The organism is Arthrobacter sp. BK1, from assembly GCF_056680055.1.
In genome coordinates this window covers 3015999-3029435 of the sequence record NZ_CM155263.1, presented here as the reverse complement: position 1 = coordinate 3029435, position 13437 = coordinate 3015999, and the positions used below count along the sequence as shown (strand labels likewise).

General features: G+C 65.7%; 11 protein-coding genes and 1 tRNA gene. 8 read left to right on the top strand and 4 right to left on the bottom strand.

Going from position 1 to position 13437, the window contains the following annotated elements; translation table 11 throughout:
- Position 1: 1 nt before the first annotated feature.
- From AC1MCA_RS13815 to AC1MCA_RS13800, 4 genes are all read left to right on the top strand, one after another.
- Positions 2-949 carry a metallophosphoesterase gene (locus AC1MCA_RS13815; RefSeq protein ID WP_479798201.1) on the top strand — a complete coding sequence of 316 codons (948 nt, stop codon included), beginning with the start codon at positions 2-4 and terminating at the stop codon, positions 947-949.
- Positions 950-1035: 86 nt separating this feature from the next.
- Positions 1036-2856, top strand: a complete 1821-nt coding sequence (locus tag AC1MCA_RS13810) for an ABC transporter ATP-binding protein (protein WP_479798199.1) — start codon at positions 1036-1038, stop codon at positions 2854-2856.
- A complete protein-coding gene (locus AC1MCA_RS13805) occupies positions 2853-4736 on the top strand; it encodes an ABC transporter ATP-binding protein (protein WP_479798197.1) in 1884 nt (627 codons plus the stop codon). Before AC1MCA_RS13810 ends, AC1MCA_RS13805 begins: the two co-directional genes overlap by 4 nt.
- Before the next feature lie 69 nt (positions 4737-4805).
- A tRNA-Pro gene (locus AC1MCA_RS13800) sits at positions 4806-4882 on the top strand.
- A 131-nt stretch (positions 4883-5013) separates the two neighbouring features.
- On the opposite strand, the gene AC1MCA_RS13795 is transcribed toward AC1MCA_RS13800, so the two are convergent.
- Positions 5014-5226 carry a hypothetical protein gene (locus AC1MCA_RS13795; protein ID WP_479798195.1) on the bottom strand — a complete coding sequence of 71 codons (213 nt, stop codon included), beginning with the start codon at positions 5224-5226 and terminating at the stop codon, positions 5014-5016.
- Between the two features lie 131 nt (positions 5227-5357).
- On the opposite strand from AC1MCA_RS13795, the gene AC1MCA_RS13790 reads away from it, so the two are divergent.
- Complete coding sequence (locus tag AC1MCA_RS13790) at positions 5358-6632, top strand: helix-turn-helix domain-containing protein (protein WP_108598391.1); 1275 nt, start codon at positions 5358-5360, stop codon at positions 6630-6632.
- 28 nt (positions 6633-6660) lie between these two features.
- Here the strand turns inward: AC1MCA_RS13790 and AC1MCA_RS13785 are convergent, their stop codons facing one another.
- Together AC1MCA_RS13785 and purD are read right to left on the bottom strand one after the other, a co-directional pair.
- A complete protein-coding gene (locus AC1MCA_RS13785; RefSeq protein WP_479798191.1) occupies positions 6661-7599 on the bottom strand; it encodes a phosphoribosylaminoimidazolesuccinocarboxamide synthase in 939 nt (312 codons plus the stop codon).
- A gap of 1 nt (position 7600) precedes the next feature.
- On the bottom strand, positions 7601-8917 hold the full coding sequence (gene purD / locus AC1MCA_RS13780) for a phosphoribosylamine--glycine ligase (protein ID WP_479803399.1): 1317 nt from the start codon (positions 8915-8917) through the stop codon (positions 7601-7603).
- A gap of 90 nt (positions 8918-9007) precedes the next feature.
- Between purD and AC1MCA_RS13775 the strand changes: the two genes are divergently transcribed.
- The 3 genes from AC1MCA_RS13775 to AC1MCA_RS13765 are packed head-to-tail and all read left to right on the top strand — an operon-like array spanning position 9008 to position 12073.
- Complete coding sequence (locus tag AC1MCA_RS13775) at positions 9008-10585, top strand: molybdopterin-dependent oxidoreductase (protein ID WP_479798187.1); 1578 nt, start codon at positions 9008-9010, stop codon at positions 10583-10585.
- Between the two features lie 36 nt (positions 10586-10621).
- Positions 10622-11638, top strand: coding sequence for an asparaginase (locus tag AC1MCA_RS13770; protein WP_479798185.1), 1017 nt, complete (start codon positions 10622-10624; stop codon positions 11636-11638).
- Positions 11639-11698: 60 nt separating this feature from the next.
- Positions 11699-12073, top strand: a complete 375-nt coding sequence (locus tag AC1MCA_RS13765) for a sterol carrier family protein (RefSeq protein WP_479798183.1) — start codon at positions 11699-11701, stop codon at positions 12071-12073.
- 18 nt (positions 12074-12091) lie between these two features.
- Here AC1MCA_RS13765 and AC1MCA_RS13760 read toward each other — a convergent pair whose 3' ends face one another.
- Entirely contained in the window at positions 12092-13273 is a 1182-nt protein-coding gene (locus tag AC1MCA_RS13760; RefSeq protein WP_479798178.1) for a zinc-dependent alcohol dehydrogenase, read from the bottom strand.
- Positions 13274-13437 lie beyond the last annotated feature (164 nt).

Sequence of the window (13437 nt, the reverse complement as noted above, 5' to 3'; positions counted from 1 at the left end):
CATGATCCTGAATGCTGCTTTGGCCAGCCGCGCCCGGAACATCGGGCGCGGCTTTGCCGTCACCGCTGCCGCCGGAACCGCGGCCGGCCTCACTGCTTTCGGCTACGGGCTCTGGGAGAAAAACCAGTTTGTCCTGCGTGAGGAAACGTTGCCCATCCTGCCCGCGGGCCAGGCACCGTTCCGGGTCCTGCACCTGAGCGACATCCATTTTGTGCCCGGCCAGGACACCAAGGCGAAATGGCTCGAGTCGCTGGCGTCGCTCAAGCCGGACCTGGTGGTCAACACCGGAGACAACCTCAGCCATGCCAGGGGTGTGGATCCCCTGCTCAAGGCGCTGCGCCCGCTGCTGGAATTTCCCGGCGTGTTCGTTCCGGGCTCCAACGACTACTACGCCCCTACGTTGAAGAATCCCGCCTCCTACCTGCTGGGTCCGTCGAGGGCGAAGCACAACCCGGTCGAGCTGGACTGGCCGCGGCTGCGCTCGGGATTCGGAATGGGCGGCTGGGTTGATCTCACCAACCGCCACCAGTCGATAGTGCTGCAGGGGATCCGGTTCGATTTCTCGGGTGTGGACGATCCGCACTTGAAACGGGAGCGCTACGCCGGCTGGCCACGCGGGACCCGCAACCAGGACCGGAACGCTCACCTGCGCGTCGCCGTTATCCACGCCCCGTACCAGCGCGTGCTGGACCACTTCACCGAGGACGGGGCGGACCTGCTCCTCGCCGGCCACACCCATGGCGGACAGTTGTGCATCCCGGGCTACGGTGCCCTGGTGTCCAACTGCGACCTCCCGGCGTGGCGAGCCAAGGGCCTCAACGACTGGGAGAGCAACGGACGTACGACGCCGGTGAACGTCTCGGGCGGTATCGGCACCTCCCGTTTCGCTCCCATCCGCATCGCCTGCAAGCCCGAAGCTGTCCTGCTGACACTTACCTCACGCGAATAATCCCGTAGCGAGTGAGTCCTCTCACTCCATGGCATAGGGTAGTTGCTACGGGAAACTACATTCGTTTTAGAGTATGAGAAGCGGGCATGGCCAAGCAGACCTCATTTTTTAGATCCATCAGCCGTCTTTACCCCCACGTCAGGCCGATTATTCCCCGGCTGGTGCTGGGGTTGGCCTGCGCGCTGCTGGCCAGCATCGTAGCGCTGACCATCCCGCAGGTGCTTCGTGTCCTCGTCAATGAGTCGCTCAAACCGGGCGGCGCCACGAGCGCAGTCTGGATTGCCGCCGTCGTGATCCTTGCCCTTGGTATCACCGAGGCGGTCCTTGTGGCGCTCCGCCGGCAGTTCGTGATCAACCCGGCCACCACCGTGGAAACGCAGATGCGGGTCACACTTTACGGCCACCTGCAGGACCTGACGGTGTCCTTCCATGACCGCTGGGGCTCAGGGCAACTGCTCTCCCGCGCCATGACGGACCTGAACTTTTTGCGCCGCTGGATGGCGTTCGGTGCCATCATGCTGGTAGTCACCACACTGACGGTGATCATCGGGATTGCGGTGATGTTCTCGATGAGCTGGCAGCTGGCCCTGATCTTTCTGGCCGCGGCCGTGCCCATCATGGCTTACAGCTTCCGCTTCCGGACACGTTTCAGCAAAGTTGCCCGGCGCAGCCAGGACCAGGCGGGCGATCTCGCCACCACAGTGGAAGAGTCGGTCCACGGCATCCGCGTCCTCAAGGCGTTCGGCCGCAGCCGTGAGGCCCTGGAGAACTTCAACGAGCAGGCCGAGGAACTCCGCCAGACGGAAATCGCCAAAGCCAGGCACCAGGCCGCGTTCACCATGGTGGTAACGCTGCTGCCTGAACTGGCCCTCGGCGCCGGCCTGGTGGTCGGTGTGATGCTGTGCGCCAGCGGGCAGTTGAGCATCGGCGCGCTGGTGGCATTTTTCGCTACTGCCGCCGTGATGGCCACACCGGTGGAATTCTCCGGCATGCTGCTGGCCATGGCGCTCACGGCCAAGACAGCCCTGGACCGGCATTTCGAGGTCATGGACACCGCCAACACCATCACCAGCCCGGCGTCGCCGCGCAAGCCCGCGCAGCTCAAAGGCGCCCTCAGCTTCAGCAACGCCACTTTCGCGTTTGAGGATGCCCCGGACAAACCCATCCTGAACGACATCAACCTGGACGTCCGGCCCGGCGAAACCATGGCGCTGGTAGGCATCACCGGCAGCGGCAAAAGTGCACTGATCCAACTGGTGCCCCGGCTGTACGACGTCACCGCCGGGTCGATCACCATCGACGGCGTGGACCTGCGGGAGTTCGACGTCGAGCAGCTGCGGCGCCTCGTGGCCGTGGCCTTCGAGGACACCACGCTGTTCTCAAGCTCAGTCCGTGAGAACGTGCTGCTGGGAGCCCAGGACCGGACCGACGAAGCCCTGGACGAAGCCTTGGACGTGGCACAGGCGCACTTCGCCTACTCGCTCCCCGAGGGCGTGGAAACCCTCATCGGCGAGGAAGGCCTGAGCCTGTCCGGCGGCCAGCGGCAGCGGCTTGCCCTGGCCCGCGCCATCGCAGCAAGGCCCCGCGTCCTGGTGCTGGATGATCCCCTGTCCGCCCTGGACGTGCACACCGAGGAACTCGTGGAGACCCGGCTCCGTGCAGTCCTGAAGGACACCACGACCCTGATCGTTGCCCACCGGCCCTCAACGGTGGCCCTGGCCGACCGCGTGGCGCTGCTCGAGGGCGGCCGGATCGCCGCCGTCGGAACCCACACCGAACTGTTGGCAAACAACGCCCACTACCGCTACGTCATCGCCAGCCTTGACCGGGAACCACGGGACCTGGATTCAGAACTCTCGGCGCTGGAGGAAGAGGCGGATGCCGAGTCAGAGGAAATCACGCGATGACCCACACCACATTCGGTACCGCCAACGAGGACAACGCCCACCTCAGCAAGAGCGACAGTAAAACCGTACGACGGCGGTCGCTCGCCCTGCTGGCCACGCTGATCCGTCCCGTGCGGCTCAGGTTCTGGCTGACGATTGCCATGGTGGTGCTTTCCCAGGCCGCGCGCGTCGCGGGCCCCGCCCTGATCGCCTTCGGCATCGACCATGCGCTCCCGGCCCTGCGGGCGGGCGACAACGTTCCGCTGGTGCTCACCGGCGTGGCGTACCTCCTGGCTGCGGTCGCGACGGCGGGACTCACCGCCCTCTACGTCACCGCCACCGCGCGGCTCAGCCAGGCCATGCTGCTGGACCTGCGGGTGCGGGTGTTCCAGCACACCCAGCGCCTCAGCCTGGAGTTCCACGAGAAGTACACCTCGGGCCGGATCATTGCCCGGCAGACCTCGGATCTGGAGGCCCTGCGGGAACTGCTCGATTCCGGCGTCAGCTCGTTGGCCTCGGGCATGCTCTTTATGGTTTTCACCGCCATCACGGTCTTCGCGCTGGACTGGCGCAGCGGGCTGCTTGTGCTGGCGGCGGGCGTCCCCATGTTCTTCCTGGCGCGCTGGTACCAGAAGCACTCCCAGATCGCCTTCCGTGAATCCCGGGTGGTCTCGGCACGGCTGATCGTGCACTTCGTGGAAACGATGACCGGGATCCGCGCGGTGAAGGCCTTCCGCAAGGAACGCGAGAACGCCGAGCAGTTCGGGCAGTTTTCCGATGACTACCGGCGGGTCACGGTGCGGTCCATCAACCTGAACGGCATCTTCCAGCCCGGCCTGGTGCTGATCGGCAACGTCTGCGTGGCTGTGGTGCTCCTGTTCGGCGGCTTCCGGGTCCTCAGCGGCGACCTGGCCGTCGGCGTCCTGCTGGCACTCATGCTGTCCACCAAGCGGTTCTTCCAGCCGGTGGACCAGATGGCCATGTTCTACAACTCCTTCCAGAGCGCCCAGGCGGCCTTGGAGAAGGTGTCCGGGTTGCTGGAGGAGGTTCCCACGGTCCGGCCGCCCAGGAATCCTGTTGCCCTCCAGGATGCACGGGGCACCATTGACTTCAAGGGCGTGGAATTCCGCTACGGCGAGGGCCCCATCATCATTCCCAGCCTGGACCTGCACATCGTGGCGGGCCAGACCGTGGCCCTGGTGGGCCAGACCGGTGCCGGCAAGTCCACCCTGGCCAAGCTGATCGCACGGTTCTACGACGTCTCGGCGGGGTCCCTGATGCTGGACGGTGTGGACCTGCGCAACCTCAGCACCACGGACCTGCGCCGGAACATCGTGATGGTCACCCAGGAAGCGTTCCTCTTCAGCGGCTCGGTGGCTGACAACATCGCCCTGGGCCGCCCTGAAGCTTCCCGGGAGGAAATCGAGGACGCGGCCCGGGCTGTCGGGGCCCATGACTTCATTGTTGAACTTCCCGAAGGATATGACACGGATGTCAACAAGCGCGGCGGCAGGGTTTCCTCGGGTCAGCGGCAGCTCATCAGCTTCGCCCGCGCTTTCCTGGCCCGTCCTGCAGTCCTGATCCTGGACGAGGCCACCTCATCGCTGGACATTCCCTCCGAGCGGCTGGTCCAGAGCGGCCTGGCCCGTCTGCTGAGGTCAACGGCGGGCACCGGTGGGGCTGCCGGCGGCACCGCGACGGCTGAGGGCGCTGAATCCACTCCAGCCGGGGGCCGGACGGCGCTGATCATTGCACACCGGCTCTCCACCGTGGAAACGGCTGACCGCGTGCTGGTGGTCCACGACGGCCGCATTGTGGAGGACGGCACACCGGCACAGCTGATCGGCGGCGGCGGACGGTTCGCAGACCTCCACGGCGCCTGGAAGGACTCCCTGGTCTGACCGGACGCCGCCGATTTCGCATCCGGGCCCGGCGTCGGCTATCCTTGTAAAGTTGCTTTTGCAGCGGATCGGGATGTGGCGCAGCTTGGTAGCGCGCGTCGTTCGGGACGACGAGGTCGCAGGTTCAAATCCTGTCATCCCGACCAAAAGAAAGAGGGTCTCCCCCCGGGGGGCCCTCTTTTTTGTCACTTTTTCGCAACATATGCGGGGCATAAGGAAAGCCCCGGTGCATGGGATCCATGCACCGGGGCTCCGAACCTCGTTGGAGAGAGGCTGCTTAGGCCGGGTCAGGCCAGTTACCGCTGTAGGTGGTGTAAGTGGTGTCGCTGTTCTTCTTGACCTTGGACGATGCCGGATCAGGCCAGTTGCCGCTGGCGACCGAAACGCCGGCGGTGTCGGAAATCGAACCTGCGGACAGGACAGCCGGAGCCGCCGCTGAGAATGCCAAGGCGCCTGCCAGTACGGCCGCAGCCGCAATCTTCTTAAACATAAGTTGTCCTCAATACGAGTCGGATTCGTTACAAAGTCAGCACGTCCTTGTTGACACCTATTGTAAAATGTCTTCCACAGGGACTGTCAAGCTTTGTGTATATATGCTGTCCAGAATAAGGAGGATTTCCCGTGGGCAACGGATTCGGGGAGAAGCTCCGGGCGGAGCGGCTCGAGCGTGGTCTGACCCAGGCCGAACTGGGTAAGGACCTGTATTCCCCGAGCTATATCTCCCTCCTGGAGACCGGTCGCAGGGAGCCTACGGCCGAGGTCATTGAAGAACTTGCCCGCCGGCTGGAACTGGCGCCGAAGGCCCTGGAAGCCTGGAGCCAGCCCATCTCCGTCAGCGATGCCGAATACGTGTTGGCCGGACTGTATGCGCGGCAAGCGTGGGATCTTCGCGATTATCCCCTCGCCGCGAGCCATGCAGCGACCGCGGCCAGAATCGCACTCGAGGGTAAAAACACCAGCGCCTGGTGGAACATGACCTATATGCAGGCAGAATGCCTGATGAAACACGGGGACCTGCAGGACTGCCAGCAGATCACCCAGCGCCTGTTGGAGCACCCCATGGCCACCGAGTCCGCCGGACTGGCCGTACGGGCCAGGCAAATGCTCGCGGCAGTGTTCCACCGGCAGGGCCAGCTTTCGGTAGCTGTGGACCACGCTCTCGAAGCGGTGCACCTGTCATCGCAATTGCCCAAGAGCTCCACAGTCACCATCGGCGCCCACCGCATCCTCATCGGCGCATTGGCCGAGAGCGGACGGCTGGACGAGGCCTGGAAATACTGCCAGGCCATGAATGACCAGGTGGACGAAAACTCGATGGCCCAGCTCGCCGGCGAAGTTGCCTGGGTGATCGGCAACGTGGCCTTCATGCGCCACGACTACACCGAAGGCGTCAAGCAGCACGAGCGCGCTGCGAAGCTGCTCTCCCCCGCCAACGACATCGAGCTGTGGGCCCGCTTCAACAAGGCCTCGGCCGCAGTCAGGCTCCAATCCGGCATCGTGGAGCCCGAAACACTCGCCTCCATTGAACGTGCCGAACTGGCGTTTTCCATCGTCCACGGCATGAAGAGCGATCAACTGGAGGTCGCCTTCATCCGCGCCCGCTGGCTGTACCTCACCGGGGATATTGTTGCCGCCATCCAGAAGCTCCGCGAGATCCATGCCGAGTCCGATTCACTGGCCAAGCACACCGCGGGAGAGGTAGCGCTCCTGCTGGGCAAGTCCCTCAAGGCCGCGGGCGAATCCGATGAAGCGCTCGTCTACCTCCACGAGGCACAGAAGGACTTCAGCTCGGCCGGGGCCCAGGACCGGGTCCAGCAGGCGCTGGACTCGATCCTGGAAATCCGGCTGGCGCAGCAGCGGTCCGCCGCCGCGGCGAAAAACGCCAAGGCAAGCTAACCCGAAGGCCGGCCAACTCAGGGAACGGCTAGGAAAAAGCCTTGCCGGTCAGTTTTTCGTAGGCCTCCACATAGCGGCTGCGGGTGCGGGCCACAACGTCCTCGGGCAATGCCGGCGGAGGCGTGTCCGAGTTCCTGTCCCAGCCGGACTCGGCCGATGTCAGCCAGTCCCGGACATACTGCTTGTCATACGACGGCTGGGCCTTGCCCGGCTCATAGGTGGCTGCATCCCAGAAGCGGGAGGAATCCGGCGTGAGGACCTCGTCGCCCAGGGTGATGGCGCCGGACACTGCGTCGTAGCCGAATTCCACCTTGGTGTCTGCCAGGATGATGCCGCGTTCACGGGCAATCTTCTCGGCCGCCGTGTAGATCTTCAGGGTCAGCTCACTCAGCCGCCCGGCGATGTCGTCCCCCACCATGGCAACAACATCGTCATAGGAGATGTTTTCGTCATGCTCGCCCACCTCGGCCTTGGCCGACGGCGTGAAGATGGCCCGTTCCAGCCGTGAGCCGTCCACCAGGCCCTCGGGCAGCGGGATTTCGCAGACCGTCCCGTGGGCCTTGTACTCCAGCAGTCCGGACCCGGTGAGGTAGCCGCGCGCAATGCACTCCACTGGGAACATGTCCAGCTTCTTGCAGATCATTGCGCGGCCTTCCACGGCCGCGGGTACCCCGTCTGCCACGGTGGAGCCCAGCACGTGGTGGACCACGTCAAGCTGGTCGAACCACCAGAGGCTCAGCTGGGTGAGGATGCGGCCCTTATCCGGGATCCCGCTCGCCAGGACGTGGTCGAAGGCACTGATGCGGTCGCTGGCCACCACCAGGACGCAATCCTGGCCCACCTGCTGGCGGATGGCTTCATCGGCCGGCTCGTACAGGTCACGGACCTTGCCGGAGTAGACGTGCGTCCAGCCCGGCAAATCAAGGGTGGCGGTTTCGAAGCCGCGCTGGGGGGAATTTTCGGTCATGCTATGCCTTCGCCTTCGTCACGGGCAGCGATGCGGTTGCGTTGGACGCAACCTTGATTTCGCCGCGGGCGGCTTTCCGCCCGATATCGGTCCGGAACTGTGAGCCTTCGAGCTGAACCAGTTCCACGCCGTCGTACGCCCGTTCCCGGGCCTCCACGAGGTCACTGCCGAGCGCAACCACCGCAAGTACCCGGCCGCCGGCGGAGACCACCTTGCCGTCGTCGTCGAGCGCGGTGCCTGCGTGGATCACGTGCACACCCTCGAGCGCTTCCGCCTTCTTGAGGCCACGGATGCGGTCGCCGGTGCGCGGCTTGTCCGGGTAGTTTTCGGACGCGACGACGACGGCGACGGCGGTCTCCTTGGACCAGCGCAGCTCCTCCGCTTTGTCCAGTTCGCCCTTGGCTGCTGCCAGGAGCAGCGCACCGAGCGGGGTTTTGAGCCGGGCCAGGACCGCCTGCGTTTCCGGATCGCCGAAGCGGACGTTGAACTCGATGACCCGGGTGCCGCGCGAGGTCAGGGCCAGGCCAACAAACAGCACGCCCACAAACGGCGTGCCGCGTTGGGCCATCTCCTTGACGGTGGGCTGGGCGACGCGCTCGATGACTTCGTCCACCAGGCCGGCGGGTGCCCATTCGAGCGGGGTATACGCGCCCATGCCGCCGGTGTTGGGGCCTTCGTCGTTGTCGAAGATGCGCTTGAAGTCCTGCGCCGGGGAAAGGGCCACGGTGTTGCGGCCATCGCACAGCACGAAGACAGAGACCTCGGGGCCGTCCAGGAATTCCTCGATGACCACGGTTCCGCCGGCGTCGAAGCAGGCCTGGGCGTGGGCCAGGGCTTCTTCGCGTTTCTTGGTGACCACAACGCCCTTGCCGGCTGCGAGGCCGTCATCCTTCACCACGTAGGGTGCACCGAAGGTGTCCAGCGCCGAGGCTGCTTCCTCCGCGTTCGTGGCCACCAGGGCCATGGCCGTGGGAACACCGGCCTCGGCCATGACTTCCTTGGCGAATGCCTTGGAGGCTTCGAGCTCAGCCGCGGCCTTGCTGGGCCCGAAGACCGGAATGCCTGCCTCGCGGACTGCATCGGAAACGCCGGCAGCGAGCGGGGCTTCGGGGCCCACCACCACGAGGTCGACGCCGAGCCTGGCGGCCAGCGCCGCGACGGCGTCGGGATCATTCCCGTCGATCTTGTGGGTGGGGACCAGTTTGCTGATGCCGGCATTGCCGGGAGCAGAGTGGACTTCGGACACGTTGGGGTCGGCGAGCAGGGAGCGGACAATGGCGTGTTCGCGGCCTCCGGGGCCGATGACGAGTACCTTCACAGTCTCCAAGGGTACTTTGTGCACCCTGCCCTCTCCTAAGCTGTGTCCCGGCCCAGCGATCGTTCGCGGCATCGGCTACGAACCCAAGGCATGAAGAAGCTTCAGAACTGGCTCAAGGGTCCCACCGCCATGGCCGCGCTGGCCGGCGTGGTGGCGGCCGCCGTCGTACTTTCCGTAGCGGAGCTGATCGGGGCGTTCTTTACTGCGCGGGCCACTCCCGTGATCGCGCTGGGTTCCACCTTTATCGATTTCACGCCGCCGTGGATGAAGGATTTTGCCATCGCGACGTTCGGCACCAACGACAAGGCCGCGCTGTTCGTGGGCATGGGGGTGACCATCTTCGGGCTGGCCTGCGTGCTGGGCGTGGCGGCCTACCGGAAATGGGCGCTGGGCGTGGCCGGCGTGCTGTTCATGGGGGCAGTGATCGTGGCCAGCGTCGTCACGCGGGCAAGCGTGAAACCGCTCGACGCCGTGCCCACGGTCCTGGGAACGGTTGCAGGGCTCGTGGTCCTGCGGCTGCTGATCGCCCCGCTCTGGCGGCTGAAGGCCTGGCCGGAAGCTCCGGCTGACACCGGTGCCGAGGAACCCGGCCGTCCCGCCACCAGCCGGCGCCGCTTCTTCGCCGCTGCAGGAGTTACCGCAATCGGCGCCGGGATCGCTGCCACCGGCGGACGCCTGCTCAGCGCCGCCCGCAGCAACATCGCCCAGGCCCGGGAGGCCCTGCAGCTGCCTACCCCTGTGAAACCCGCCGCCGCCGTGCCGGCCGGCGTCCAGTCCCCTGCTCCCGGCGTCACGCCGTGGATCACCCCCAACGGCGACTTCTACCGGATCGACACCGCCCTGAGCGTCCCCGAAATCAACGTGGATGACTGGGAACTCCGCATCCACGGGCTGGTGGAAGAGGAGGTCCGCCTCACCTTCCAGGACCTGCTCGACGCCGACCTCATCGAATCGCACGTGACACTCACCTGTGTGTCAAACCCGGTGGGCGGAAATCTTGCCGGGAACGCCAAATGGCTCGGGCTGCCCATCCGGGAGGTCCTCAAGCGGGCCCGTCCCAAAGACGGAGCGGACATGGTGCTCTCGACGTCGATCGACGGCTTCAGCGCGTCCACGCCGCTCGAAGTCCTGCAGGATGACCGCGACGCCATGCTCGCGATCGGCATGAACGGCGAGCCCCTCCCGCTGGAGCACGGGTACCCGGTGCGCATGGTGGTGCCCGGGCTGTACGGGTTCGTTTCGGCCACCAAGTGGGTGGTGGACCTGGAAGTCACCAGGTTCGCGGACAGCAAGGCCTACTGGACGCAGCGCGGCTGGTCCGAGCGCGGCCCGATCAAGACCATGGCCCGCGTGGAAGTCCCCAAATCCTTCGCGAAGGTGCCTGCCGGCCGCGTGGCGATCGGCGGCACGGCATGGGCCCAGACCCGCGGCATCACCAAGGTGGAAGTCCAGATCGACAGCAACCCCTGGGCCGAGGCGGTCCTGTCCACCGAGGCGTCCCTCATCACCTGGCGCCAGTGGTCCTTCGACTGGGAGGCCACGCCCGGACCGCACTACATCAAGGTCCGCGCCACGGACGGGACCGGCGACGTGCAGACGGACCAGCGGGCCGATCCGGTGCCGGACGGCGCATCCGGCTGGCAGTCGGTCATGGTCACCGTGGAGTAGCCCGGGATTGGGCGGCCCGGCGCCTAGACTGGCTTCATGCCGCACAACCCGCATGCCACCTTCACCGTGGACTCCGCCGTCGAACTTGCCGTCATCGAACGCAGCGGCTTTGTGGAGTCCCGGCATATCGGCTCCGCCGTGCTGCTGGCCGCCGACGGCACGGTAGTGACCGAACTGGGTGACATCACCACCCCGATCTTCGCCCGGTCCGCCCTGAAGCCGCTTCAGGCATTGGCCTCCATGCAGTCCGGCGTTCCGCTGCGCGGCGCCCAGGTGGCCCTGGCGTGCGGCAGCCACGTGGGATCCCTGGACCACATGGACGTGGCGGAGGGAATGCTGAAGGCCGCAGGCGTCACCGAGGAACACCTCCAGTGCCCGGCCGCCTGGCCGTATGACGAAACAGCCCGCAACTGGCTGGTGCGCTCCGAACGGGGCAAATCGAAGCTGGCCTTCAACTGCTCGGGGAAGCACGCGGCGTTCCTGTGGGCCTGTACCGAAAACGGCTGGGACACGCACAGTTACCTCGAGCCGAACCACCCCCTGCAGCAGCGCGTTCGCAGCGTGATCGAGGAGTACACGGGGGAACGGATCGCGCACCTGGGAATTGACGGCTGCGGCGCGCCGGTAGCTGCCGTATCCCTGACCGGTCTGGCACGCGCTTTCTCCATGCTGGCCAAAGCGCCGGGCGACAAGAACTCCAACGCCCGCGCAGCCACCATCGCCACATCCATGCTGGATTACCCCTGGGCTGTCCAGGGCCGCGGTGAGGACAACACCGTGGTCATGGACGAACTCGGAATCATCGCCAAGATCGGAGCAGAGGGTGTGCTGGCCATGGCCACCCCGCAGGGCGTATCAGTTGCCGTGAAAATTCTTGACGGCAATATCCGTGCCACGTCCCTGGTGGGCCTGACCATGCTTGCCGCCGCAGGTGCCGTGGACATCCCCGGCGTCTCCAGCGTCCTGGAAAAAGTGGTCAGCCCCGTGATGGGCGGCGGCCAGCCGGTGGGCAGGATCCGCCTGGGCCCGGCCGTGTCAGCACTGCTCGACTGAAACCGCCCGGCTGATGCACGTGATTACTGAGACTGTTTCCCGGAAGGGGACTCCGCCCACATGGCCATAGCTCGCCGTCGTATCGGCATCGAAGAGGGCAAGGCCGCGCTGGCCGCGTGGCAGGAAGCTGCCGGCTCGCCGTCGGGCACTGTCCCCCGGGCTGTTACCGCGACGGCGGTCCGGTACACCCTTGAAGAGGTCACCGCGCGGGCACCGGGGAATTCCGTGGAGGTCCGCGTGCCTCCGTTCGGCGTCACCCAGTGCGTGGAGGGGCCACGGCACACCCGCGGCACGCCGCCGAACGTGATTGAGTGCGACGCCGCCACCTGGCTGGGGATGGTCACCGGCCAGTTAGGTTGGGCGGAGGCTGTGGGCGCAGGCAAGGTGGCAGCGTCGGGACTGCGGGCGGACCTGTCGTCGCTGCTGCCGCTCTGACACCTGAAACCCTGCGCTCTACTGCCCAGGGTTGAGGACCACCTTGATGCAGCCGTCCTCTTTCTTCTGGAACTTCTCGTAGAGGGCGGGGGCACGCTCCAGCCCCGAGCGGTGGGTGACCAGATCCATGACCCCCAAGGGATCGGCGTCGTCCTCCACCAGTGGCAGGAGATCATCAGTCCAGCGCCGCACGTTGCACTGACCCATCCGCACCTGGAGCTGCTTGTCGAACATGGTCAGCATCGGCATGGGGCTGGCCTGCCCGCCGTAAACGCCGCTGAGGGAAATGGTTCCACCCCGCCGGACCGCGTCAATGGACGTGTGGAGCGCAGCGAGGCGGTCCACGCCGGCAGTCTCCATTGCCTTCTGGGCCAGCTTGTCCGGCAGCAGGCCGAGTGCCTGATGGGCGAACCCGGCAACCGGGGAACCGTGCGCTTCCATCCCGACGGCGTCAACCACCGCATCCGGCCCGCGTCCGGCCGTCATCCCGCGCAGTTCATCGGCAATGCCCTTGCTGTAGTCCAGCGTTTCCACCCCGTGACGGGCGGCCATGGCGCGCCGCTCGGGCACCGGGTCCACTCCAATGACCCGCAGCCCGCGGTGGACGCCGATCCGGCCGGCGAACTGGCCCACCGGCCCCAGGCCGAACACCGCCAGTGTGCCGCCGGGCGGGACATCCGCGTACTCCACTGCCTGCCAAGCGGTGGGCAGGATGTCGGAAAGGAACAGGTACCGTTCGTCCGGCAGTTCGGTGCCGACCTTCACCGGGCCGTAATCCGCGTGCGGCACCCGAAGGTACTCCGCCTGGCCACCGGGAACTGAACCGTAGAGCTCCGAGTAGCCAAAGAGGGCGGCGCCCGAGCCCTTGTCCTTGACCTGGGTTGTCTCGCACTGGGACTGCAGTCCCTGGCTGCACATGTAGCAGTGGCCGCAGGAAATGTTGAAGGGGATGACCACACGGTCGCCCTTGCGCAGGTTGGTGACGCCGCTGCCCACTTCCTCGACGATGCCCATGGGTTCGTGCCCGATCACGTCGCCTTTGTGCATGTAAGGGCCCAGCACCTCGTAGAGGTGGAGGTCAGAGCCGCAGATGGCAGTGGACGTGATCCGCACAATCGCATCAGTGGGGTCCTGGATCACCGGGTCGGGGACTTCTTCCACACTGACTGAGCGTTTTCCTTGCCAAGTAAGTGCCTTCATGGCTGGCCTTTCTCTGAAATAGGGAGGTTCTCCGTATTCCGACGCTAACGGGTCAGGAGCCAAAAAGTAAGCATACTGATGGCTTTTCCTTGTGCCTGCCGGTGAACGCTCCTAGCGTAGGAAGCGAACAGGTTTTACCTTGCCCGTTTCTGACCCTGCCCTTA

Excerpts from the sequence above, each read along its gene's own strand:
- AC1MCA_RS13815 (WP_479798201.1), top strand. The coding sequence starts at position 2 with ATGATCCTGAATGCTGCTTTGGCCAGCCGCGCCCGGAACATCGGGCGC.
- AC1MCA_RS13810 (WP_479798199.1), top strand. The coding sequence starts at position 1,036 with ATGGCCAAGCAGACCTCATTTTTTAGATCCATCAGCCGTCTTTACCCC.
- AC1MCA_RS13805 (WP_479798197.1), top strand. The coding sequence starts at position 2,853 with ATGACCCACACCACATTCGGTACCGCCAACGAGGACAACGCCCACCTC.
- AC1MCA_RS13795 (WP_479798195.1), bottom strand. The coding sequence starts at position 5,226 with ATGTTTAAGAAGATTGCGGCTGCGGCCGTACTGGCAGGCGCCTTGGCA.
- AC1MCA_RS13785 (WP_479798191.1), bottom strand. The coding sequence starts at position 7,599 with ATGACCGAAAATTCCCCCCAGCGCGGCTTCGAAACCGCCACCCTTGAT.
- AC1MCA_RS13775 (WP_479798187.1), top strand. The coding sequence starts at position 9,008 with ATGAAGAAGCTTCAGAACTGGCTCAAGGGTCCCACCGCCATGGCCGCG.
- AC1MCA_RS13770 (WP_479798185.1), top strand. The coding sequence starts at position 10,622 with ATGCCGCACAACCCGCATGCCACCTTCACCGTGGACTCCGCCGTCGAA.
- AC1MCA_RS13765 (WP_479798183.1), top strand. The coding sequence starts at position 11,699 with ATGGCCATAGCTCGCCGTCGTATCGGCATCGAAGAGGGCAAGGCCGCG.
- AC1MCA_RS13760 (WP_479798178.1), bottom strand. The coding sequence starts at position 13,273 with ATGAAGGCACTTACTTGGCAAGGAAAACGCTCAGTCAGTGTGGAAGAA.